At 71.8% G+C, this 24,460-nt stretch carries 11 protein-coding genes; 1 reads left to right on the forward strand and 10 read right to left on the reverse strand.

Going from position 1 to position 24,460, the window contains the following annotated elements:
- Positions 1–6: 6 nt before the first annotated feature.
- The 8 genes from AB0I83_RS19480 to AB0I83_RS19515 form a co-directional block, all read right to left on the reverse strand.
- The gene (locus AB0I83_RS19480; RefSeq protein ID WP_363305468.1) at positions 7–1,704 is read right to left on the reverse strand and encodes an ABC transporter ATP-binding protein; all 1,698 of its coding nucleotides are present in this window, start codon (positions 1,702–1,704) and stop codon (positions 7–9) included.
- Positions 1,694–12,592 carry an amino acid adenylation domain-containing protein gene (locus AB0I83_RS19485; protein ID WP_363305469.1) on the reverse strand — a complete coding sequence of 3,633 codons (10,899 nt, stop codon included), beginning with the start codon at positions 12,590–12,592 and terminating at the stop codon, positions 1,694–1,696. Before AB0I83_RS19485 ends, AB0I83_RS19480 begins: the two co-directional genes overlap by 11 nt.
- Positions 12,593–12,653: 61 nt before the next feature.
- Positions 12,654–14,441, reverse strand: coding sequence for an ABC transporter ATP-binding protein (locus AB0I83_RS19490; protein ID WP_363305470.1), 1,788 nt, complete (start codon positions 14,439–14,441; stop codon positions 12,654–12,656).
- Positions 14,442–14,487: 46 nt separating this feature from the next.
- Positions 14,488–15,537, reverse strand: coding sequence for an iron-siderophore ABC transporter substrate-binding protein (locus tag AB0I83_RS19495; RefSeq protein ID WP_363305471.1), 1,050 nt, complete (start codon positions 15,535–15,537; stop codon positions 14,488–14,490).
- Positions 15,538–15,628: 91 nt separating this feature from the next.
- The gene (locus AB0I83_RS19500; protein ID WP_356535090.1) at positions 15,629–16,498 is read right to left on the reverse strand and encodes an ABC transporter ATP-binding protein; all 870 of its coding nucleotides are present in this window, start codon (positions 16,496–16,498) and stop codon (positions 15,629–15,631) included.
- Between the two features lie 39 nt (positions 16,499–16,537).
- Positions 16,538–17,599 (reverse strand): iron chelate uptake ABC transporter family permease subunit, encoded by a 1,062-nt coding sequence (locus AB0I83_RS19505; RefSeq protein WP_363305472.1) that lies wholly within the window; start codon positions 17,597–17,599, stop codon positions 16,538–16,540.
- The gene (locus tag AB0I83_RS19510; protein WP_363305473.1) at positions 17,596–18,654 is read right to left on the reverse strand and encodes an iron ABC transporter permease; all 1,059 of its coding nucleotides are present in this window, start codon (positions 18,652–18,654) and stop codon (positions 17,596–17,598) included. Before AB0I83_RS19510 ends, AB0I83_RS19505 begins: the two co-directional genes overlap by 4 nt.
- 109 nt (positions 18,655–18,763) lie before the next feature.
- Positions 18,764–20,110 carry a lysine N(6)-hydroxylase/L-ornithine N(5)-oxygenase family protein gene (locus tag AB0I83_RS19515; RefSeq protein ID WP_363305474.1) on the reverse strand — a complete coding sequence of 449 codons (1,347 nt, stop codon included), beginning with the start codon at positions 20,108–20,110 and terminating at the stop codon, positions 18,764–18,766.
- Positions 20,111–20,348: 238 nt separating this feature from the next.
- Between AB0I83_RS19515 and AB0I83_RS19520 the strand changes: the two genes are divergently transcribed.
- Entirely contained in the window at positions 20,349–21,296 is a 948-nt protein-coding gene (locus AB0I83_RS19520) for a methionyl-tRNA formyltransferase (protein ID WP_363305475.1), read from the forward strand.
- Positions 21,297–21,427: 131 nt separating this feature from the next.
- On the opposite strand, the gene AB0I83_RS19525 is transcribed toward AB0I83_RS19520, so the two are convergent.
- Both AB0I83_RS19525 and AB0I83_RS19530 read right to left on the reverse strand, forming a co-directional pair.
- Positions 21,428–22,786, reverse strand: coding sequence for a ricin-type beta-trefoil lectin domain protein (locus AB0I83_RS19525; protein ID WP_363305558.1), 1,359 nt, complete (start codon positions 22,784–22,786; stop codon positions 21,428–21,430).
- 26 nt (positions 22,787–22,812) lie between these two features.
- The gene (locus tag AB0I83_RS19530; RefSeq protein ID WP_363305476.1) at positions 22,813–24,081 is read right to left on the reverse strand and encodes a family 16 glycosylhydrolase; all 1,269 of its coding nucleotides are present in this window, start codon (positions 24,079–24,081) and stop codon (positions 22,813–22,815) included.
- Between the last annotated feature and the right edge of the window lie 379 nt (positions 24,082–24,460).

Raw genomic sequence — 24,460 nt, forward strand, 5'->3', positions numbered from 1 at the left:
GGGGGGTCAACGTGCCACGGCGCGGCAGTAGGCCTCGTCGGTGGCCAGCAGGTTGCGGTGGGTGTCCTCGGCGGTGATCGCGCCGTCGTCCAGGACGAGCACGCGGTCGGCCGCGTCGAGGAGGGCCGGGCTGCTGGTGAGCACGACGGTGGTCCGGCCGCGGCGCAGCTTGGCGATGTTGCGGGAGATGAGCTGTTCGGTGACCGCGTCGACGGCTGTGGTGGGGTCGTGCAGCACCAGGACGTCGGCGTCGGCGGCCAGGGCGCGGGCCAGGGAGAGCCGCTGCCGCTGTCCACCGGAGAGGTTGGCCCCGCGGTCGCGGACGCCGTGGTCGAGTCCCGCGCTGTGGAGGGCGACGACATCGGTGAGCATGGACGCCTCCACGGCCTCGGGGACCGTGCGGCTGGTGCCCGAGGGGTCGATGTTAGTGCGGAGGGTGCCCGCGAAGACCTCGGCGTCGTACGGGTTGACCAGCATGTGCTCCCGGACCGCCTCGACGGACAGGTCCGAGAGCTTACGGCCGCCCAGGCGCACCTCTCCCTCGTGGGCGTGGGGCGGGGTGTTCACGGCCAGGACCGAGGCGAGGTCGGCTGCGGCGCGCGGCCGGTAGGCGGTGACCGCCACGAACTCCCCCGCGCGCACACGGAACGTGAGCTTGCTCAGGGTGCCGTACCCGACACCGTCGACCTCCAGGTCTCCGCCGGCGGCCGGGCGTTCGGGACCGGGGGTCGTGACCGGCGGTGCGGTGAGCACCAGCGCCATCCGCTCGGCCGAGGCGCGCGCCATCATCACGTACTTGGGCATCTCGGAGAACGTCTTGAGCGGCTCCATGATGAACTGGGCGAGCCCGACCGCCATGACGAGCTCGCCGATGGTGATGCGGCCGTCGAAGGCGAGCAGTCCGGCCGTCAGCGTGACCACGGCTGCGAGGGCGGCGTTGAGCGCCAGGGCGGTGCCCGCGTACACGCCGTTCACCCTGGCGACGGTGACCGCCTGCCGTCGTGCCTCGGTGCTGACCGCGCGGTAGGAGAGGAACGCCGCGTGGTTGCCGCCGAATCCGTGCAGCGGGCGCAGCCCGGTGATCAGGTCGGCGACCTTGGCGCCCGCCCGTGCCACTCGGGCCTGCTGTTCCCGGGTGCTGGAGCCGATGCGCCGGGACATCACGCTGAGGACGGTCAGGATCGCCACCGTTCCGGCGATCACCAGCAGGCCGAGGCGCGGATCGGCGAGGCCCAGCGCGGCAGCCGCGACCACCACGGCGACCAGCGAGCTGATCAGCAGCGGGACCACCTCGATGATGTCCGCCGTCTGGTCGGCGTCCTCGGTGGCGACCGTGAGCACCTCGCCGGACTTCAGGTCGACGTCCCTGGCCACCGGTTGGAGTCCGCAGGAGGCGACCCGCACCCGCCAGCGGTGTGCCTCCGTGGTGTTGGCCTTCTGCAGGACGCGCATCCCGAACCGCCAGGACAGCGAGACGGTCGTGATGATCACGGCGAGCGCGGCGATCGAGAGGCCGAGCGAGCCGAGGTTCCGGTCCTGCATGGTGTGCTCGACGATCAGGCCGAGGGCGATGGGGAAGGCGGTCTCGCCGGCCTGGTACAGGCCCATGAGGACGGTGCCCCAGGTCATGGCGCCGACGTTGCGGCGCAGGGCGGTCCTGAGGATGTCGGACCCCGGGCGGGGCCGCTGCGTGTCAGTTGTCATCGAGGTGGTGGGCAATCGCTTCCGGGGTTCGCAGGGTGAGCAGGTCGCGGATGGTGAGTACGGGGCCGAACTCCCGCCGGAGCAGGCCGACCAGGCGGACCGCCACCATGGAGTGTCCTCCCAGGGAGACGAAGTCGCTGACCGCGCTCACCTCGTCGTCGTCCAGGTCCAGGGCCTCGGCGAAGAACTCGCACACCAGGGTCTCCGTCCCGGTCTCGGGGCGGCGCTCGCCTCCGGTGGTCAGCACGCCCAGTGGCCTGGCCTCGGGAAGCGCCTTCGTGTCGGCCTTCCCGTTCACGGTCAGCGGTATGCCGTCGACCTGGGCGTAGTGCGTCGGGCGCAGGAAGTCGGGCAGTCCGGCACCGGCCTCGGCGGCGACCGCCGCTAGGTCGGCGCCGGCGGCCAGCACGAGGTAGGCGGCCAGCCGGTACGCACCGTCGACCTGCGGGTCGGGCTGGGCGACCGCGGCGGCGAACCGCACCGCGGGGTGGGCCGCGAACGCGGCCTCGACCTCTCCGAGCTCGACCCGGTGGCCGCGGATCTTCACCTGCTGGTCGGTGCGGCCCAGGTACGTCAGGTTCCCGTCCGGCCGCCGGACCACCAGGTCGCCGGTGCGGTACATGCGTTCCCCGGGCGCGCCGTACGGGCACGCGACGAACCGGTGCGCGCTCTGTGCGGGCTGTCCGAGGTAGCCGCGCGCGATTCCGACGCCCGCCACGTACAGCTCACCGGGGACGCCGTCCGGCAGGGGCCGCAGCCACGGGTCCAGGACGTACACGTCGGTGTTGTCGATCGCGACGCCCACCACCGGGTCCTGGCATTCGAAGGTGCCGACGCCCAGGGTGTTGATGGTGTACTCGGTGGGCCCGTAGAGGTTGTAGCCGACCGTGCCCTCGGTCTCGGCGAGCCGGTGCCACAGCGCGGGGGTGACGGCCTCACCGCCCAGCAGTACCAGCGCGGGCCGTCGTGCGGGGTCGTCGAGCAGCCCCTCGGCGACCAGTTGCTGGGCGTAGGTCGGGGTCACGTTGACGACGTCGATGCCGTGCTCCAGGCAGTACTCGACGAGGCGGGGCGCGTCGCGGCGCAGTTCCTCGTCGCAGATGTGCACCTCGTGGCCGTCGGCGAGCCAGAGCAGCTCCTCCCACGACATGTCGAAGGCGAAGGACACGGTGTGCGCGATCCGGAACACCCGGTGGCCGTGCCGCGCGAGTACGGGCTCGAAGATCCGCCGCTGATGGTTGATCAGCATGTTGGTGAGCCCCGCGTACTCGGTCACCACGCCCTTGGGCTTCCCGGTCGATCCGGAGGTGTAGATCGTGTACGCGGGATGGCGCAGCCGGTCCGGGTCGTCCGGCGCGTACGTCACGAAGGGTTCGGCCTCCGGCAGCGGCCGGTCCAGCTCGACCAGTTCGCCGGTCAGCCGGGGGGACACCGCGCTCACCGTGAGGATCAGCTCCGGACGGGCGTCGTCGACGATGGCGGCGATCCGCTCGTCGGGGTGGTCGAGTTCCAGCGGCACGTAGGCGGCGCCGACCCGCAGCACGGCGAACAGGGCGACGATCCAGTCGGGTGAGCGGGGGATCGCGAGGCCCACCGTGGTCTCCGGGCCGATGCCGCGCCCGGCGAGGACACCCGCCACCGCGCGGCTGCGGTCCCGGAGTTGCGCGAAGGTCATGGTGCAGCCGTGCGCGACGAGCGCGACCCGCCGCGGGTCCTGGTCCGCCGCCCGGTCGAACCGGTCGACGACGGTGTCCGTGCCGATGCCCGTGCGCACGGAGGCCCCGGGGTCGGACCCGAGCCCCGGGAGCGCGCCGACCGGCCCCGTGGCCCCGGCCAGGTCCCCGAGCACCCGTACGTAGTCGTCGAGCAGACGGCGGGCGTGCGCGGGATCGTCGCCCCGGTGCTCCAACTTGATCGTGAGCCGGTCGCCCGGCGTGACGACCCAGGTGAACGGATAGTGCGTGGAGTCGTCGGCCTTCACCGAGGTGATGCCGTGCCTGGCGTTCATCTCGGCGAACGCGTCCATGTCGAGGAAGTTCTGGAGTACGAACAGGTTGTCGAAAAGGGTGTCGTGGCCGCTCGCCCGCTGGATCTCGCCGAGCCCCAGGTACTCGTGCTCCATCGCCTCGACCCTGGCCGTCTGGACGGCCGAGAGGTACTCCCCCACCGAGTCGCCGGGCCGTGCCCTCGTCCACATGGGGACGGTGTTGAGCAGCACACCGACGATGCCGGACAGGCCCTCGCCCTCGCGGCCGGAGACGGTGACGCCGAAGACGGCGTCGCTCCGGCCGGTGTGCGCGCCCAGCAGGAGGCCGAGCGCGCCGGTCAGGACCGAGTTCAGCGTGACCCCGTGTGCCCTGGCCGCCTCCCTCAGTGCCCGGGACCGCTCCGCGGAGAGCTGGTGGACGAGCGCGCGCGGCAGTTCGTCCGAGAACGACGGACGGGGTCCCGCGAGCAGAGTGGGTCCGGTGAGCCCGGACAGGTGGCCGGCCCAGAAGCGTTCGGGGACGGCGGGGTCCCTGGCGTCGAGTCCGCGGGCGTAGTCCTCGAAGGCGGGGCTCGCCGGGGCCGCGGTCAGGGGCTCGCCCTCGACGACGGCCCGGTAGGCCTCGAACAGGTCCCGGAGCAGGATCTCGCGCGACCAGCCGTCCCACAGCAGCAGGTGGTAGCTGAGCAGCAGGCCGTCACGGCCGTCGGGCAGGCGCACCACGGTCAGGCGGATCAGCGGCGGCTCGCCCGGGTCGAATCCCGTGTCCCGGTCGGCCGCCCGCAGGGCGTCGGCCTCGGCCTCGGTCGCCAGGTCGACCGTGCGGACGGCGACCCGTCGGCCGGCTTTCAGCACCTGGACCGGGTTGCCGTCGTCGTCGGTGGTGAACCCCGCGCCGACGACCGGGTGTCTGGCGATGACGTGGGCCATCGCCTCGGCCAGGGCGCCGGTGTCGAGGCGCCGGTCGAAGGTGAAGTAGCTCTGCGCGACGTAGTGTCCGGCCGGGCCCGCAAGCTGGGCCTGGAAGTACAGCCCCCGCTGGAGCGGGGTGACGGGTGCGGTGCGCTCGGCCGTCGTGGCGGCGTCCGCGACGCGTTCCAGTGCGCCGCGCCAGTGGCCGGTCACCTCGTCGGGGACGCCGTCGGCGAGGGTGAAGGCAGCGTGCAGGCTCCCGGTGGCGTCGTCGGTCCACGCGTTGACCTCGACGGCGTACGGACTGCCGCCTTGGCCGCCGTCGTCGAGGCGCGGGGCCTGGGACTCACCGCCCCGGCCGAGGTAGTTGAACAGCACCTGCGGGTGGCCGCTCAGCAGGGGGGCGGTCTGCGGGTTCAGATAGCGCAGCTGCCCGTAGGCGACGTGCCCGCTCTCGTCCGGCTGGCGTTCGGCGATCTCGCGCGCCGCGGCGACGGGGTCGGTGTGCGCGGTGAGGCGTACGGGCGCGATGGAGGTGAACCAGCCGACCGTACGCGTGTAGTCGTGGTGTTCCCGCGCAGGGACCCGGCCGTGCCGTTCCAGGTCGACCGCCAGGTCGGTGGGCGACTCCTGGACGTGGGTCAGCGCGACCCTGAGCGCTCCGCAGAGCAGCTCGGTGAGGCCGACACCGAGTGCGGCGGGCGCGGTGCGCGTCACCCGGTCGCTCACTTCGGGTGCGAGGACGACGGTGGTCTCGCGCAGCCCGGTGGCGTCGGGCAGCGGCGCGGGGGCTGCGAGGGTCGTGATCCAGTGCCCGAGATCGCCGATGACCTGGGCGGAGGAGTGGTTCAGCGCTTCGGCGTACTCGGCGTAGGACGTGGTGGGCGCGGCGAGGGCGGTGCCGCGCATGGCGGCTGCCAGGTCGTCCAGCAGGATCAGCCAGGACACCGCGTCCACGGCGAGGTGGTGCACGGTGACCACCAGGGTCCGGCTCTCCTCCAGCCACGAGAAGGCCACGACGTCGCCCGATCCGGGATCGAGCCGTCCGGCGGCCGCGTCGGCCGCGGCCGACGCGTCGGCCCCGTCCGTGCGGACCACGGTGACCGCGCGGGCGGGTTCGGTGCGCAGCGCCCACACCCCGTGCTCGGCGCGGAGGCGCAGCCGCAGGACCGGGTGCGCGGCCACGACCGCGTTCGCGGCGCGCTCGGCGTCGGCGAAGCCGGTGCCCTCGGGTGCGGTCAGCGTCCTGGCCTGGACGAACCGGCTCAGCGATCCTCCGAGTTCGCGCCGGCGGAGGATGATCGGCGTCGCAGGCAGCGGGCCGTCCTCACGGGGGGCGGGTGCGGGAGCGCCGGTGGGCGGGGTTGCCGCCTCCAGGTGCGCGGCGAGCGCGCGCGGTGTCCTGAGGAGGAAGACGTCCCGCGGCGCGACGGGCAGGCCGAGCGCCCTGGCCCGGTTGATCACGGTGATGGCGACGATGCTGTCGCCGCCCGCCGCGAAGAAGTCGGTGTCCGCGTCGACGGCGACGGATCCGGGCAGCGCGTCGGCGAAGACGCCGACCAGCTCGGCGAGAGCGGCACCGACCACGGCTGCGGGGGCCTCGTCACGCGCCGCTCCCTCGGTCAGGGCCCTGCGGTCCAGCTTGCCGTTGACGGTCAGCGGGAGGGCGTCCACCGGCAGCACCCGCCCCGGCACCATGTGCGCGGGCAGCCTCGCGGACAGGAGGGCGGTGAGATCGCCGGGCACGCGTCCCACGACGTGGGCGACGAGGTGGTCGCCGCCGTCGGCCACGGTGACCGCCGCGTCGACGACGCCGTCGAGCTGCCTGACGGCGGCCTCGACCTCGCCGAGCTCGATACGGAAGCCCTTCAGCTGTACCTGGTCGTCGGCGCGGCCGACGAACTCCAGCTCGCCGTCGAGCGTGCGGCGGGCGAGATCGCCGGTGTGGTACATCCGGGAGCCGTCGCCGGCGAACGGGTCGGCGACGAACCGGCCCGCCGTCAGCCCCGGCCTGCCCAGGTAGCCGAGGGACACCTGGTCACCGGCGACGTAGACGGCGCCCACCCGGCCCGGTGGCACCGGGCGGAGCCGGTCGTCGAGGAGGTGGACGGCCAGGCCGGGGATCGGGCCGCCGATCGGGCTGACCCCGTCGAGGAGGTCGGCGTCGGTGAGTACGCGGTGTGTGACGTGGACGGTGGTCTCGGTGATGCCGTACATGTTGACCAGCTCGGGCGAGGCGGTGCCGTGCCGCTCGGCCCAGGGGCGCAGCCGCTCGGGGTCGAGCGCCTCGCCTCCGAAGATGATCCGGCGCAGGGTGGTGACGGGCTCGTCGGCGTTGCGGTCGGCCTCGATGAACTGGTGGAAGGCGGACGGGGTCTGGTTGAGCACGGTCACTCCGCGCTCGCGGACCAGCCGGTGGAAGTCGACCGGGGAGCGGGTCAGGCCGTACTCCGGCACCAGCAGTTCACCGCCGTGGGCCAGCGCGCCCCACAGTTCCCAGACGGCGAAGTCGAAGGAGTAGGAGTGGAACTGGACCCACACGTCCCGTGGCCCGAAGTCCATGGCGGGCCGGGTGTTGGCCAGCAGTGTCACCACGGCGGAGTGCGGGACGACGACGCCCTTGGGCCTGCCGGTCGATCCGGAGGTGTAGATCACGTACGCGGGTCGGTGCCAGTCGGTCCCGGCCGGGGCCGTCGCCCGGGCGGCCTGTTCCTCGGGCGGTTCGTCGCCCATGACGAGCACGCGTGCCGCGACGGCGCCAGGCCGGTCCAGCAGGCGCTCGAAGCGGTCCCGCTCGCCGCGGCCGACGAGAACGACCTCCGGGGCCGCGTCGGCCAGCACGTACTCCAGCCGTTCGTCCGGGTACGCCAGGTCCAGCGGCACGTAGGCCGCGCCGGTGCTGACGATCGCCACCAGGGCGGCGACCTGTTCCAGGGACCGCGGGACGGCGACGGCGACGCGTCCGCCGGGCCCGGCTCCGGCCGCGCGCAGTGTCGCGGCCAGGGCGTTCTTGGCGGCCGCCAGTTCGCCGTACGTCAGTGATTCGGTACCGCCGTCGAGGGCGCACCGGGTGACCGCGGTGGCGGCCGGGTCGCGTTCCGCCGCGGCGTCGAACAGGGCGCCCAGGGTCGTGGGGGTGATCCGCACGGGGGTTCCGGCGGCCTCGCGCCCGAGTTCACCGACGGGGGTGTCCGGCCGGGTGAGCACGCCGGTGAGGGTCCGGGTGAACGTGCGCAGGATCGTCCGGGCGCCGGTCTCCCCGAGCCGCTCGGCGTCGTAGATCAGGTTGAAGCGCGGACGGCCGTCCGGGGTGCGTTCGACCACCAGTGTCAGCGGGTAGTGCGGGGCGCCCTCGTTCACGATGCCGGTCACGGCCACCTCGTCGCCGGGCCGGCGCAGTCCGGCCACGTCGGTCGCGACGTCGAACACCACCAGGGTGTCGAACAGCGCCCCGACACCGGCCCCGCGGCCGATCCGCGCCAGGGAGACGTGCTGGTGCGACAGCACCGTGTCCCGGTGCTCGTGGACCGAGGCCAGCAGTTCGCGCGCGGTGGTCGTGGGCGCCCACCTGGCCCGGACGGGGATCGTGTTGATGAACAGGCCCACCATGTCCCCGATGCCGGGCACATCGGCGTCGCGCCCGGACACCGTCGAACCGAACACCACGTCGCCGCCGTGCAGGAGACCGCCGAGCGTCAGCGCCCAGGCGCTGTGCACGGCCACGCTCAGCGGCACCCCGGCCGTACGGACGGCCGCGTCGATGTCGTCCGCCGGCTCCTCGGCGGTGTCGGCGAACCGGTCCGACGGGGTGTGCCCCTCGGCGACGAGCGAGGGGCCCGGCAGCCCCGCGAGCTCGCCGGCCCACACCCGGTCGCTCTCCTCGTCGTCGCTCGCGGCGAGCCGGCGGACGTAGTCCCGGAAGCCGCCGATCGGGTACACGGTCCCCGGCGCGTGGTACTCGGCCAGCAGGGCGCGCAGCATCGGCGGCACGGACCAGCCGTCGGCGACGATGTGGTGCACGGTCTGCACGAGCACGTTCTGGCCCGAGCCCGCGCGGACGAGTGTGTACCGCGTCAGCGGCCCGGCGGCCAGGTCGAATCCGGCGCGGCGGTCCCGTTCGGCGTGGTCGCGGATCTCGGCGTCGGTGATGCCTGGACGGTCCAGCGTGGTGAACGGGGCCCGGACCCCGCTCTCCAGTACGGACACCACCCGGCCGTCGGCGAGCGCCACGAAACGGGCGGCAAGGTTGGGGTACAGCGTGAGCAGCCGGGTGGCCGCCGCAGCGAGCCGGCCGGCGTCCACCTCGCCTTCCAGGGTGAGCAGTTGCTGCTCGACGTAGCTGCCGGCCGAGTCGTCGTCGAAGACCGAGTGGAAGTACAGGCCCTCCTGCAACGGGGTCAGCGGCAGCACGTCGAGCAGCGCGGGGCCGTCCAGGTCGTCGACATCGGCCTGGGTGAGCGGGACGAGGCCGAAGTCGCTGGGAGAGTGGCCCCCCTCGTCGAGCGCGGCAAGCCCGGCGAGCGCCGCCCGGTAGTAGCCGCCGATGGTGGCCACGTCCTCGTCGGCGAACATCCCGTCCGGCCAGGAGATGGTGGTGACGAGCTCGTACGCGCCGTTCGGGGCGGGTTCGGCGATCGCGTTGAACTCGAGGGCGCGTGGCAGCCGCATCCTGGCGTCGCGCTTCTCGCCCAGTTGTCCGGTGGCGCCCGCGATCTGCCAGTCGCCGGACGTTCCCGAGTCGAAGCGGCCCAGGTAGTTGAACAGCACCTGGGGTGCGGAGGCTTCGAAGCCGGCCCCGCCGAGGTAGCGCAGGGCCCCGTAGGGGAGGCCGTTGCCCGGCACCCGTGCGAGGTCGTCCTTGACGGCCTTGAGCGCGGCGGCCAGATACTCGGGCGCCGTGGGATCGGCCGCGGGACCGGGGTCGACGGTCACCGGGAAGAGGGTGGTGAACCAGCCCACGGTCCGCGACAGTTCCGGCTCGAATCCGGCGTCTCCCGCAATGAACCGTCCTTCGCGGCCGTGGCCTTCGAGTTCGATGTGCGCGAACGTCTGGTCCTGTCCGAGGTCGCGTCGCCACCGGGCGAGGGCGACGGCGAGCGCGGTGAGCAGGACGTCGTTGACGCCCGCGTGGAACTTCGCGGGGATCTCGCCCAGCAGCGCGGACGTGGTCCCGGCCCCGACCTGGACGGTGCGGGTCCGCTCACGGGCGACGGTGTCGTCCTCGGAGAGTGCGCGCCTGCCCAGCGGTGCGTCCGGGCCCGGCAGCGGACGCCGGAAGTAGGCGCGGTCGGCGTCGAAGTCGGCCCCGGCCAGCACCTGCGTCCAGCGGCGGAAGGACGTGCCGACGGGGGGCAGGTCGATCGGCGCACCCGCGGCGGTCTGCCGCCACGCCGTGGCGAGGTCCTCCATCAGGATCCGCCAGGACACGCCGTCGACCACCACGTGGTGGACGACCACGACCAGCTGCCGTGCCTCGGGGCGCAGGACCGCGCGCAGCATCACGCCGTTGTCGGGGTCGAGCGCGGCGGTCGCGAGCGCGACACACGCGTCGAGCGGCTCGTCGCTCTCCTGCCACCCCGCGACGGCTCCGTCCGCCCGCGGGATGTCGAAGCTCCAGCGGTCACCGCGCACGAGCTTCGCGCGCAGCATGTCGTGCCGTGCGACCAGGGCGGTGAGGATGCCGTCGAGGGCCGTGGCGGTCAGTTCCGCCGGGGTGTTCAGTACCACCGACTGCACGAAGCCGTCGATCGTGTCGGTGGTCTCGCCGAGCCACTGGACGACGGGCGAGCCGACGACGGGCCCGGTGGCCACGTCGCCGTGTCCCACGGGGCTCGCGTCCTCGCGGCTCGCCACGGCGGCCAGGGCGCCAAGGACGCTGTTGCCGAAGATCTGCCGTGCCGTGACGTGGAGGCCCGCGTCGCGCAGCGCGCTCAGCAGCGATATCGCCAGGATGCTGTCACCGCCGAGCCGGAAGAAGTCCTGGTCGGCGCCGACCTCGTCGAGCCGCAGCAGCGCGGCCACCGCGGCGCACACGACACGTTCGTTCTCGGTGGCGGGCGCGACGAGCGGGCCCGTTCCGGCCGCGGGCTCCGGCAGCGCGCCGCGGTCGATCTTGCCGTTCGCGGTGAGCGGGAAGGCCTCCGTCACGACGAGGTGGGTGGGCACCATGTACTCCACCATGTGTTCGGCGGCCCACTCCCTGACCTCGTCCGCCCGCAGGTCCTCGCTCCCCGCGGCGGGGATGACGTATCCGACGAGGTAGGTGCCGCCGGCCGTGTTCTTCCTCGCCACGACGCAGGTGTGCCGCACCCGGGGGTGCTCCGCGAGCCCGGCCTCGACGTCCTCGATCTCCAGCCGCATCCCGCGGATCTTGATCTGGTTGTCGGCCCTGCCGAGGAAGTCCAGCGAACCGTCCGGGGCGTAGCGCGCGAGGTCGCCGGTCCGGTACAGCCGGGAGCCGTCGTCCGCGAAGGGGTTGGCGACGAACCGGGACGCCGTCAGTCCGGCCGCGCCGGCATAGCCGCGTCCGAGGAGGAAGCCGCCCACGTACAGCTCGCCGCCGACGCCGACCGGGACCTGGCGCAGCTCGTCGTCCAGGACGTACAGCTGGGTGTTGGGGTTGGCCCTGCCGATGGACGTCGACAGGCGTTCGGCCTCGCCGCGGTAGATCACGTGCGAGACGCCGATCGTCGTCTCGGCCGGGCCGTAGCCGTGGTACATGGGGATGTCGAGCCGGTCGCGGAAGCGTTCGTACAGCTCCGGGGTCAGCACCTCTCCGCCGCACCACACGTGCCGCAGGCTGTCGAGCCGGTCCGAGTCACCCGCGATCTCCAGGAGCACGTCCAGCATCGAGGACACCAGATAGGTGAAGGTGACGCGCTGCCGCGCGATCACGCTCAGCAGGTGGTGCGGGTCGCGTTCGCCGCCGGGCCGCAGGACCACCAGTCGGCCGCCGGTGACCAGCGGCAGGAATATCTCGTTGACGGAGATGTCGAAGGACAGCGGTGCCTTGAACAGCGAGGCGTCGTCGTGGCCGAAGCCCAGGATCTCGCGGGACTGCCACAACAGGCGTTCGCTGATGGCTTCGTGCCGGATCATGGCGCCCTTGGGCCTGCCGGTCGAACCGGACGTGAAGATCACGTAGGCGAGTGCCGCGCCGTGGACGGTGACCTCGGGGGCCTCGACGGGGTACGAGCCGTACGCCCCGCCCCGGAGGTCGACCGCGACCGCCTGCGGCTCGGCGGGGTCGTGCTCGCCCGTCGCGTTGAGCTGCAGCACGACCTGGGCGTCCTCGATCACGACGGCACGGCGCGCGGCCGGCCACTGCGGGTCGAGCGGCACGAAGGCGCACCCCGCCTGGAGGACGCCGAGGAGCCCGATCACCATGTCGGCCGAGCGGTTCAGCGAGATGCCGACGACCTGCTCGGCGGTGAGCCCGCGCGCGATCAGATGATGGGCCAACCGTGCTGACGACTGCGCTGTCTGACGGTAGGTCAGCGAAAGGTCCCCGTCGACGACGGCGACGGCGTCGGGCCTGACGCGCGCCTGCTCGAGGAACATCTCCACCAGGGTCGGGCGCTCCCGGTCGGCGTACGTGTCGTTCCATCCGGCGAGGGCCTTCGCCCGCTCGGCCGCTCCGGTCGGGCCGATGCTGCCGAGCGGCCGGTCCGGGAAGTCGGCGAGGTCGTCCAGCGCGAGTTGCGCGTCGGCCGGTCCGGTGCCCACGGGGACGCTGATGCTGCGGCCGTCCGCACCGACCTCCCAGCCACCGTGCCCGGAACCGCCGTTGTCGACCCATCCGAGTACGTCGGGGAACAGCGTGCCGGGGGTGAGGTCTATGCCGTCGGGACTCCGGCCCGTCGCCCAGTACGCAAGCCCGATGGCACAGGCCTCGGCGATCGTCCGGTCGGGGTAGTCGCCGGTCCGCCGGCGAAGGCCGGCCAGGCTCGCGGGAGAAAGCCGTACGAGACGACCGCTCGGTTCCAGCATCGAAGACTCATCGCCCTTCCGAGATACGAGAATTACCTGACCCGGCCTGCTTACGGGCCGCCTAGCTGCCCTCACGCCAGGCCTGCCAGAGCCGCGCGTACCGGCCGCCCAGAGCCACGAGCTCGTCGTGGGTTCCCAGTTCCACCACGCGCCCCGCGTCCAGCACCGCGATCCGGTCGGCCGCCATCGCCTGCGTCAGGCGGTGGGCCACGAACAGCGTGGTGCGGCCCGCGCACGCGGCCAGCACCGCACGCTCCAGTTCCGCCGCGCCCTCGCTGCCCGCTTCGGCCGTCGACTCGTCGAGCACCACCACGGGCGCCCGCCCCAGTACCAGCCTGGCCAGGGCGATCTGGGCGACCTTGGTGACGTCCAGGCGTTCGCCGCCCTCCCCGACCAGGGTGTTCAGCCCCTCGGGCAGCGCCTCGGCCCACCCGTGGGCACCGACCGTGCGCAGCGCGTCCATCAGCTCGGCGTCGTCCGCCCCCGGTGCGGCCAGCCGCAGGTCGTCGGCGAGCGGGCCGGAGAAGACGTGCGTCTCCTGCGTCAGGATGCTCACCAGGGCCCGGGCCCCGGCTTCGTCGAGGCCGGCGAGGTCGTGGGACCCGATGCGCACCGATCCGGACTGCGGGGTCCCGATGCCCGCGATCAGCGCGGCCAGCGTCGACTTGCCCGCGCCCGTGGCCCCCACCAGCGCGAGCGAACCGCCGGACGGGATCGTCAGATCGACGTCCAGCAGGACGGGGCTCTCCGTCCCGGGGTAGCGGAACGTCAGCCCCCGCACCGTGACCGGGTAGGGCGCGGCCTGCGCCTCGGCGACGGACTCGTCGCCCACCAGCCGTTCCTCCGCGGTCTCCCCGAGCACACCGACCAGGCGGGTCAGGCTCGCGCCCGACTTCTGCGCCTCGTCGAAGGTGAACATGATGGCGCCCAGCGGCGTGAAGAGCCGGTGGAACATGAGGGGGGCCGCCGACACCTCGCCCAGGGTGGCCGCGTCGGCCTCCAGCAGGGCGTACCCCACCACGAGGATGAGGACCAGGCCGATGAACTCGGCGCGGTTCTCCCTTCCGACGAAGCGGCCGAAGAACCGGAACACCTCGATACCGAGTTCACGCACCCGCCAGGACTCGGTGGTGACCTTCTCGCGCACCGTGCCCTCCAGGCGGTAGGCCCGGACCGTGTCGATGCCGTTCAGGCCGCTGATCAGCGCCTGGGCGCGGTCGGCCTGGGCGATCCGCTGCTTGCGGTAGAGCGGCGCGGACCGGGGGAGGTACCAGCGGAGGGCCAGCGCGTACGCGGGCAGCGCGGCGGCGCCCGCCAGTCCCAGACGCCAGTCCAGCCCGAACATGCCGGCCGTGGCGATGGTGACGAGGACTCCCGCGGTGAACACCGTGGGGACAGCCGTGCGGATGCCCCTGGAGAGCACCGCCACGTCGTCGCCGACCCGGGACAGCACGTCCCCCCTGCCGACCTGCTCGATCCGCGTGCTCGGCATGCCGAGCACCGCCCGGACCGCGTTCTCCCGCAGCCGCGCGAGGAGGTCCGCGCCCAGCCGCCCGATCAGGTACGTCGAAAGGGCCGTGGCCGCCGCGCCGAGCAGCGCGGCAACACCCAGCAGGACACCGACCGTGACCAGGACCGAGCGTGACTCGCCCTGCACCACTCCGTCGACCACACGGCCGAGCAGCAGCACCGGGAGCACCTGGAGCGCCGCACCGGCGACGGTGGTGAGTACGGTGGCCGCCGTCAGCCACGGCACCTCGCGGCAGTGAGACGCGACCCACCGGGTGGCCTCGCCCCCGGACGCCGTCCGCAGGGCCGTCTGGGCGGCGCGCGTGTCGGTGGTGCTCACACGCGGGCCGGAAGAGGCGCGGTTCCGGGCACGCCGGCCGCCGTCATCACTGGTCGACCGACTTGACGAGCTCGTCGATCGCGTACGGCAGGGACAGCAGGGTGCCCTGGGACATGGCCGCGCCGACGGCGGGACCTTCGCTGTCCAGGAGGTAGGAGACCTTGCCGTTCTTGGCCGCCGCCAGGTTGGCGAACAGCTCGAACTTCTTCAGCGCCTCCTGGTCCGCCTTGTCGTTGATGACGAAGACGCGGTCGACGTCGACGAGGTCGACGCGCTCGGGGGACAGCTGGGTGTAGAACTTCCCGCCGGCGATGTCGTCGATCCTGGTCGCGCCCTTGAAACCGATCCCGGTGACCAGGCGTCCACGCACGTCGGTGGTGGTGAACGGCGCGACGGAGTCCTCGTACCAGGACAGGGCCACGGCGGTCTGGTCCGCGAACTCGGGGTGCGCCTCGCGGGCGGCGTCGAGCTTGCCCTGGATGCCCTCCACCAGTTCGGTGCCCTGCGACTGCTTGCCGAGCGCCTTGGCGATGTGCACCGCGTTGTCCTGCCAGGGCGCGCTGAACGGCTCCTTCTCGGCCTTGGTGCGGCCCACCGTGGGGGCGATCTTGGAGAGTTTGTCGTACGCCGCCCGGTCGATCTCGGAGTAGACCGCGATGATCAGGTCGGGCCGCAGGGCGGCGATCTTCTCGTAGTTGGGGCCCGCGTCACCGTTGCTCATGACGACCTCGGGGCGGGTGTCGCCCCACTTGTCCTTCACCCAGGGCCACTGGGTGTTGATGTCGGGCGTCGTGCCCGTCGGGTTCGGGTACTGGTCGACCATGCCGACCGGTTTGACGCCGAGGGCGAGCATGGCCTGGTCGTCGGTGTAGCCGACGGAGACGACCCGCTGCGGGGCCTTTCCGACCTCCGTGGATCCGAACGCGTGCTCCACGGTGACCGGGAACGCTCCGCTGCCGGCGGCCGGGGCGCTGTCGCTCTTCGTGTCCTGCGAGCCGGAACCGCATCCCGCCAGGAGGCCGACGCCGAGGACCACTGCGGAGAGGGCCGCCGCCGACCGTCGTGGCTTCGTAGGAGTCGTTCTGTGGAGGAGCATCCGGAATCCCTTTGCTTTCGCGCTGGCCACTGCGCCCCGGTGAGGGCAGGCAAACCTTATCCCGTCGCAGTGAGGTTAGCCTAGCCTAACTTTACTGTTTTCCTTTGTACGTAACCGAGTTGAGCTCGGAGTGGACGTGCGCCCGGCCGATCGGCACGATGAGCGGCCGGTCCCCCACCGGGTCGTCGATCACCTTCGCGCGCAGCCCGAACGCTTCGTGGAGCAGTTCGGCGGTGATCACGTCGCGCGGGTGCCCCTGGGCCAGGATCCCCCCGCCCCGCATCACGACGAGGTTGTCGCTGTAGCGCGTGGCCAGGTTGAGGTCGTGGAGCACCATGACCACGGTGCATCCCGACTCGTGCAGATCGTCCACCAGATCCAGCACGTCGATGGCGTGCGCCAGGTCGAGGTACGTCGTCGGCTCGTCCAGGAGCAGCAGATCGGTGCCCTGGGCCAGGGTCATCGATATCCACACACGCTGACGCTGCCCGCCGGACAACGAGTCGACCGGCCGGTCCGCCAGGTCGGACACCCCGGTCATGGCCAGCGCCCGCTCCACGACATCGGCGTCGTCCGACGACCACTGACGCAGCCAGCTCTGGTGCGGATGGCGTCCCCTGGCCACCAGGTCGGCCACCGTCAGTCCTTCGGGGGCCACGGGCGCCTGGGGAAGCAGGCCGAGTTTCTTCGCGACCTCCCTCGTCCTGAGCCCGGCGATGTCCTCGCCGTCCAGCACGACCGACCCCTTCGCCGGCTTGAGCAGGCGTGTCAGGGTGCGCAGCAGGGTCGACTTCCCGCAGCCGTTGGGACCGATGATCGTGGTGACCACCCCCGGCGGGATCGTCACGTCCAGGGCGTCGATGACGGTGCGGGGGCCGTATCCGACCGTGACGCCCCTGGCCGCCAGCCGCGCCGCGCCGTCGCCCTCGAACCCGGCCCCGGTGATGTGCCGATCGGCCACGACTCCCCCTTCGCTTCGGTTGTTCGACCAGTTCATGATCTACCTGAGGTTCGCCCGCACCAGCAGGTAGACGAGGAAGGGGCCGCCGATCGCCGCGGTGACGACCCCGACGGGGAGAGTCATCGGCAGTGCCGTGCGAGCCGTCAGGTCCGCGCCGTTCAGCAGCAGCGCCCCGACGAGTCCGGAGGCCACCATCGGTGGTGTCGGGCACCTCGTCAGACGCATCGCCACCTGGGGCGCCACCAGCGCGACGAAGGGGACCGGGCCGGCCGCGCTCACCGCCACGGCCGCCAGGAGCACCGCGCACAGCAGCAGGAGGGCCCGCACCCTGGAGTACCGGACGCCCAGGCCCGCGGCGACCTCGTCGCCGAGGTGCATCGGCTTGAACTGGAACGCGGCGCAGGCCACCACGACCAGGAGTGCGAGCGTGCACCGGAGCGCCACCCCCACCTCGTCCCAGGAGCGGTTGTCCAGGGACCCGACCAGCCATGCCTGGGCCCTTGCCACGTCCCTGATGTCGGCGGTGGTCAGCAGCCAGGTCGTGATCGCCTCCGCCACGGCACTCACCGATATGCCGATGAGGATGAGCCGGAAGCCGTCGATCCCGCGCCGCCAGGCAAGGAAGTACACCAGCAGGCCGGTGCCGAGGCCGCCCGCGAGCGCAGCCGCCGGCACCCCCACGGAGCCCGCGACCGCCGCGGCCGTCCCGCCCGACGCCGTCACCACGAACACCGCGACCGCGCCGGCCCCGCCGGTGATCCCGAGGATGTCGGGGCTGGCCAGCGGATTGCGGGCGACGGACTGCGTGATCGCGCCGGAGACACCCAGCGCCGTCCCGACGACGAGGCCTGCCAGCGCGCGCGGCATCCGCAGATCCATGATCACGAACTCGTCGACCTGCTCACCCCGGCCCACGATCGTGGCGACGACCCGAGGAAGCCCCACGGGGAAGTCGCCGACGGCGATGGACAGACAGAACACGAGGAAGGCCGCCACAGCCAGCAGCAGCGTGACGGAGACCATCCAGGGACGCCACACGAACGACAGGGTGCCGAGCCGGACACCCGGTGCCACCGACGGCCTCGCATCTGTCCCGTTCACGCGTTCCTGAACTTTCCGCGCCACACCAGGGCCGCGAAGAAGGGAGCGCCGAGGAGGGCGACGACGACACCCGCGTCCAACTCCCCCGGTCGCACCACCAGCCGGCCCACGATGTCGCAGACCAACAGGACCACGGCACCGAGAAGACCCGCGTAGGGCACCAGCCAGCGGTAGTCCGGCCCGGTGAGGTACCGGGCCAGGTGGGCCACCATCAGTCCGAGGAACGCGATGGGCCCGCACGCCGCCGTCGCCGCGCCCGCGAGCAGTGTGACGGCGACGATGCCGACGGTCCGGCTCAGGGCGATGTTCACCCCGAGCCCTCGCGCGACGTCGACGCCCAGGTTCAGCAGGTTGAGCGAGGGCAGTGTGGTCAGTGCCAGCACCAGCCCGACCGCGATGAACGCGGCAACCGGCCAGATGACGTCGAACCCGACTCCGGCCACCGAGCCCGAGTTCCAGAACCTCAGCGCGTTCAGCGACTTGAGGTCCGACAGGGCGACCGCCGTGGTCATGGCGGCGAGGAACACCGTGACGCCCTGCCCCGCCAGCGCGAGGGTCAGCGGGTTGCCGGCCCCCCGGCCGATGCTGGCCAGCCCGAACACCACCACGCCCGCGGCGGCCGCCCCGGCGAAGGCGAACCACACGTACTGGAAGGGATCGGAGAACCCGAACACGGCGATCGCCGACACCACGGCGAACGAGGCCCCGGTGTTCACCCCGAGCAGCCCCGTGTCCGCGATCGGATTGCGTGTGTACCCCTGGATGAGCGCCCCTCCGGCCCCCAGGGCGATGCCCGCCACGATCGCGAGCACCGTCCTGGGCACCCGCACGGTCCGCACGATGAGCCTGATCTCGGTGAGCCGCTGGTCCGGGTCGGGCGCCGCGGACAGACCGTGCCACACCTCGGCCGGGCTCAACGCCCTCGCCCCCACGGCCAACGACACCGCGGCGGCGACCACGAGGACCGCCAGAAGGGCGCCCGCGCCCGCAACCCGCCTACGGTGCAGCCCTGTTGGACCCCCGGGCGCGGTGCGCTCAACTGCAGTCGTGCTCATGTCGACGTACGCTATCCCTTTGCTCCAGCGGTGCGGCACGGGTGGCGGACGCAGCGCCGGGGCGCCCCGGGTCGTGCTCCGCGCCGTCCGGGCCGTGCTGTCGAACCGCTCAGCGGGCGCTCGGGTCGGCGACCGGGCGGGCCGCGTCCGGGGCCGCCTTGACACCCCGGTCGAGCAGCGAGTCCAGGATCTCGCCGACACGGACGGCGATGTTGGACAGCAGGGACGAGGTGATGCCGTGGGTGTGCTCCGTGCCCCCTTGCAGGTAGATGCCGCAGCGCAGATCGGCGTCGGTGGCGATGCGGTAGTCGCGCTCCACACGGACCCGGCCCTCGTCGTCGCGCAGGCAGCGGTCGGCCACGTCGCCGAGGAGAGCGACCGGGTCGACGGGGCTGTAGCCGGTGGCGCACACCACGACATCGGCGTCCAGGAGGGTCTCCTCGCCCGTGACGAGGGACTTCACGGTGGCGCGCACCTTGTCCGGCGTCTGCTCCACAGCGGCGAGCCGGGAGACGTTGAGGAAGCGGAGGCGCTCGGTGCCGAGGACCTTCTCCTGGTACATCTGCCGGTACAGGCTGCCGATCAGGTCGACGTCCACCACGGAGTAGTTGGTGTTGCCGTGGTAGTCCATCAGTCTGCGCTTGACGCTCTCGGGCGCCGCGAAGTACTCGTCGACCGCGTCCGGGTCGAAGATCCGGTTGGCGAAACTGCTGTCGTCGGCGGGGCTGTAGCCGTAGCGGGAGAAGACCGCGCAGATCTCGGCATCGGGGAAGCTGCGGTGCAGGTAGGCGACGTTCTCCGCGGCACTCTGCCCCGCGCCCACGACGACGAACCGGGAGGGCGAGGTGCCCTTCAGCGTGTCGACCCTCCTGAGGAGGTCGGAGTTGTGCCAGACGCGGTCGCCACGCTCGACGCCCTCCGGCATGAGCGGGCGCAGCCCGGTTCCGATGACGAGGTTGCGGGCCCTGTGGACCGCGAGCCCCTCCCCCGACCGGACCGTCACGTCCAGGTACTCCACGGCTCCGTCACGGACGAACGGCGTGACGCCGACGACCTCGTGGCCGTACGAGACCATGTCGTCGACCTTGGCGGCCGACCACTCCAGGTAGTCGTGGAACTCGACCCGCAGCGGGAAGAGGTTCTTGTGGTTGATGAAGTCGACCAGCCGGCCCCTGCTCTTCAGATAGGCGAGGAAGCTGAACTCGCTGGTCGGGTTCCGGAGCGTCACCAGGTCCTTGAGGAAGGACACCTGCATGGTGGCGTCGTCGATGAGCATGCCCCGGTGCCAGCCGAAGCGTGGCTGCTGCTCGAAGAAGTGGGCGGTGACCGTCTCGTGCGTACCCGTACGTGCGTTGTGCTCGCTGAGCGCGATGGCCATGGCCACATTGGACGGCCCGAAACCGATACCAATGAGGTCGTGCACCGGTCGAACGTCGCCGGGCTGAACCTGTGACATGTCACTCCCATCGTGCGGGGCAGTCGCCTGTCAGGCGTGGGGGAACGTGCGGAACGTGGGCATACCGACGGGGCGCCCCGCTGGAATTTAGGTGAGCCTAAGCTAATCTCGCAAGGCTGTCGATAGGGGCACCCCGGGCGGGCATCACTCAACTGCGCTTTCAGCTTGCCCCGTTGCAAACTTAGGGAAGCCTCGCTTTACTGAACGTCGATCAGCCCCTGCTCTGAGGAGGAACCCCATGCGGGTCGTCATGTTCGGATACCAGACCTGGGGACACCGCACCCTGCGAGCGCTCCTGGACTCCGAGCACGACGTGGTGCTTGTCGTGACGCACCCCAAGAGCGAGCACGCGTACGAGAAGATCTGGAGCGACTCCGTCGCCGACCTCGCCGAGGAGCACGGTGTCCCGGTGCTGATCCGCAACCGGCCGGACGACGAGGAGCTGTTCGAGCGCCTGCGCGAAGCGGCCCCGGACATCATCGTGGCCAACAACTGGCGCACCTGGATCCCGCCGCGCGTCTTCGCCCTCCCACGCCACGGCACGCTGAACATCCACGACTCGCTGCTGCCGAAGTACGCGGGCTTCTCGCCGCTGATCTGGGCCCTGATCAACGGCGAGTCCGAGGTGGGCGTCACCGCGCACATGATGAACGACGAACTGGACGCCGGCGACATCGTCCGGCAGGAGGCGGTCCCGGTCGGACCGACGGACACGACCACCGACCTCTTCCACAAGACGGTCGAGCTCATCGCCCCCGTCACCATCGACGCACTGGCTCTGATCGCCTCCGGGCAGACGGAGTTCACCAAGCAGGACCGCTCCCGGGCGAGCTTCTTCCACAAGCGCTCCGCCGAGGACATCCGCGTCGACTGGACCTGGCCGGCCGAGGACCTCGAACGCCTGGTCCGCGCCCAGTGCGAGCCGTACCCGAGCGCCTACACGTTCCACCGGGGCAGGCGGCTGGAGATCCTCGCGGCGGTGGTGTCCGAGGGACGCTACGGGGGTACCCCCGGCCGCATCTTCTACCGCGAGGGCGACGGCGTGGCAGTTGTCGCCGGAGCCGACGCCCGCACGGGCCGCAACCGCGGTCTCGCCATCACACGGGTACGCACCGAGGACGGCCGGGAGATGGGCGCGACGGAGTACTTCACCTCCATGGGCGGATACCTGACCGCCCGGCCCTGACGCGCGGGTCGGCGGGGCCCCTGACGCGCGATCAGGGGCCCCGCCGACCCGCACGGCCGGCGCCCCCGCCACGGTGTCACGCGGCGAGGGCGCCGGAACCGCCGGACCCCGGCAGGGGCCCGGCGGGCGGGTCAGCCCGTGTACGAGGCGAAGACCCTGGTGAAGTCCCACGGCTGCTGGGAGACACCCGAACAGGTGTCGGCCCCACCGCCGGTGCAGGGCCGGTCCCGGTTGACCGACCAGAAGGTCAGCCTCGCGAGGTGGCGCTGCTGGGCATAGCCGAGAATCGTGCGGAAGTCCGCCACGGTCACCGTCTCAGCGTTGTCCGTGACGCCGTTCATCGAGGAGATGCCGGTGTGCCGGTAGGCCTGGTCGTCCGAGTAGCCGTAGGCGTTCTTGACCGCGGTCTTGAGCCCCTCGGCGGCGCGGACGGTGAGGGTGCCCATGTTCTGGCCGGCCCCGCCGAAGTTGAACGGCATGATGGTCCAGCTGTCGACGGTGAGCCCGGAGGCCGCGGCCTTGCCGATCAGGCTGTTGTCAGGGCCGTTCTGGCCGGTTCCGAAGGTCACGTACACCTTGATGCCGGGGTTGGCGGCCTTGACCGTCCTGAGTGCGTCGACCGTGCGCTGCTGGACGGCGGGACTGTCGTACGCCGCCGCCTCGATGTCGATGTCGATGGCCTTGAGCCCGTAGGCGTTGATGACCTTCTGGTACGCGGCCGCCAGCTCGCCTGCGCTGGAGCAGGAACTCTCCAGTTTGTTCCCGCTCCAGCCCCCGAAGGACGGGATGACGTCGCCGCCGGCCGCCCGCACGGTGTCGACGGTCTGCTGGTCGACGCCGCCGGTCAGCGGCCGGCCGCCGTCCCACTGGGGGTTGCAGTAGCCGTTGCTGAGGACGAAGGCGAGGGTGAACCACTTGACGCCCGTCGCGTTCATCACGGTGGTGGGACTCGGCGGGCCGCCCCAGCCGTTGTAGAGGTACGGGGCCACCGCCATGGCTCCCGGTCCGGGCGATTCCCCGCCGGAGGCAGGCACGGTCCACTTCTGGTTGGCGGCGCCGGTGCAGGTCCAGATCTGCAACCGCGTGCTGTTCGCACTGCTCCCACCCGACACGTCCAGGCACTTGTCCGCCTGCGGATTCACCACGTCCCGGGCCGCCGGAGTCGCCCACTGCTGCGCCGCCGAACCATTGCAGTCCCACAACTGCACCTTCGTACCGTCCGCCGTGCCACCCGACACCACGTCCAGACACTTGCCCAACGCACGGATCGTCCCGTCCGAACCCACCGACCACTGCTGCGCCGCCGAACCGTTGCAGTCGTACAACTGCACCGCCGTACCGTTCACCGCCGAACCGGCCGCCACATCCACACACTTCCCCGCCAGACCGGTGATCCGGCCGGTGTCCGCAGCGGCACCGCTCGCGGGTGAGGCGGCCGGCCCGGTGAGGAGGGCCGCCGTGGCCACCACCGTGCCCAGCAGACCACGCACCCCGCGTCCCGCCCCTCGCGCCGCGGTCACCGGGTCACCGTCCACTTCTGGTTGGCGGCGCCGGTGCAGGTCCAGATCTGCAACCGCGTGCTGTTCGCACTGCTCCCACCCGACACGTCCAGGCACTTGTCCGCCTGCGGATTCACCACGTCCCGGGCCGCCGGAGTCGCCCACTGCTGCGCCGCCGAACCATTGCAGTCCCACAACTGCACCTTCGTACCGTCCGCCGTGCCACCCGACGCCACATCCAGACACTTGCCCAACGCACGGATCGTCCCGTCCGAACCCACCGACCACTGCTGCGCCGCCGAACCGTTGCAGTCGTACAACTGCACCGCCGTACCGTTCACCGCCGAACCGGCCGCCACATCCACACACTTCCCCGCCAGACCCGTGATGGGTCCCCCACCGCCCGGCTGACCGCTGTCGGTGCTGACACGGACGTAGTCGACGAGGAGCTGCTGCGGGAAGACCGTGCTTCCGTCGGGGTCACCGGGCCAGTAGCCGCCGACCGCGAGGTTCAGGATGACGAAGAACGGCTTGTCGAAGACCCACCGGTTCCCGCCGAGGTCGGCCGGGGTACGCCGCTGGTAGACGGTGCCGTCGACGGACCAGGTGATGGCGTTCGGGCTCCAGTCCACGGCGAAGGTGTGGAACGCGTCGGCGAACGCCTGCCCGCCCGGCAGGGAGTATCCGGCGCCGATGCCGCCGCTGCCGGAGTAGCCGGGGCCGTGCAACGTGCCGTGCACCGTGGACGGTTCGAAGCCGACGTTCTCCATGATGTCGATCTCGCCGCTGTTCGGCCATCCCACGCTGCCGATGTCGGTACCCAGCATCCAGAACGCGGGCCAGATGCCCTGCCCGCGCGGGATCTTCATCCTGGCCTCGACGCGGCCGTAGGTGGTGCTGAACTTGCCGGAGGTGTTCAGCCGGGCCGAGGTGTACTCGCACCGCCCGTACCAGCACTGGTAGTTGCCGGGGTTCTCCTTGCGCGCGGTGATGACGAGGTTGCCCTGCCCGTCCAGGGTGGCATTGCGGTTGCCGGCGGTGTAGTACTGCCGCTCGTGGTTGTTGACGTTGTCACCGGTCTCGATCTGCCACTTCCCGCCGTCGACGGCGGAGCCGGCGGCCCCGTTGAAGTCGTCGGAGAACGTGACGGCGGCCGCTGCGGCCGGGGCGGCGGGGGCGGTCACCGGGGTGGGCGCGCTCTGTGCGAGACCGGTGGACAGTGTCGCGAGGCCGAGTGCCATGACGAGGGGCAGGACCAGGCGCCGAGGCAGACGTGGGGATCTCATGCCTCTCCCTTCGGGGAGGGTGATGAACTGACATGGGCATGTCAGAGCAAAGCGGGCAGAGCGGCGCACCCTCCCACCCGACCGGGGACGATCGAGGAGGCGGGGCGACTTACTTCACACCGTGATTTAAGAAATGAACGCCGACCCTGTCAAGGGTTTGGTATAGACCGGAAAGGCGTGCACCTCCGGCGGCCGACCGCCTGTGGCCGAAAGGGCTCGGACACCGGCCCCGTCCCCCGGTCGGCGGTACCCGGTCACCGCCGCCGCGGGGCGAGTGGCGGCCACCCGCGCCGCCCCGCCAGGAGACCGCCGTCACACCGCGCAGTCGGGACCGGGTTGGCCGAATCCCGATCTGCCCGGCCCGGGCCCGGCCTGCCGC

This window comes from Streptomyces sp. NPDC049970 (genome assembly GCF_040660235.1).
Classification (GTDB): Bacteria; Actinomycetota; Actinomycetes; order Streptomycetales; family Streptomycetaceae; genus Streptomyces.

What these genes read in the sequence shown, in the direction of transcription:
- AB0I83_RS19480 (WP_363305468.1), bottom strand. Translation starts at nt 1,704, where the DNA reads ATGACAACTGACACGCAGCGGCCCCGCCCGGGGTCCGACATCCTCAGG.
- AB0I83_RS19485 (WP_363305469.1), bottom strand. Translation starts at nt 12,592, where the DNA reads ATGCTGGAACCGAGCGGTCGTCTCGTACGGCTTTCTCCCGCGAGCCTG.
- AB0I83_RS19495 (WP_363305471.1), bottom strand. Translation starts at nt 15,537, where the DNA reads ATGCTCCTCCACAGAACGACTCCTACGAAGCCACGACGGTCGGCGGCG.
- AB0I83_RS19510 (WP_363305473.1), bottom strand. Translation starts at nt 18,654, where the DNA reads ATGAGCACGACTGCAGTTGAGCGCACCGCGCCCGGGGGTCCAACAGGG.
- AB0I83_RS19515 (WP_363305474.1), bottom strand. Translation starts at nt 20,110, where the DNA reads ATGTCACAGGTTCAGCCCGGCGACGTTCGACCGGTGCACGACCTCATT.
- AB0I83_RS19520 (WP_363305475.1), top strand. Translation starts at nt 20,349, where the DNA reads ATGCGGGTCGTCATGTTCGGATACCAGACCTGGGGACACCGCACCCTG.
- AB0I83_RS19530 (WP_363305476.1), bottom strand. Translation starts at nt 24,081, where the DNA reads ATGAGATCCCCACGTCTGCCTCGGCGCCTGGTCCTGCCCCTCGTCATG.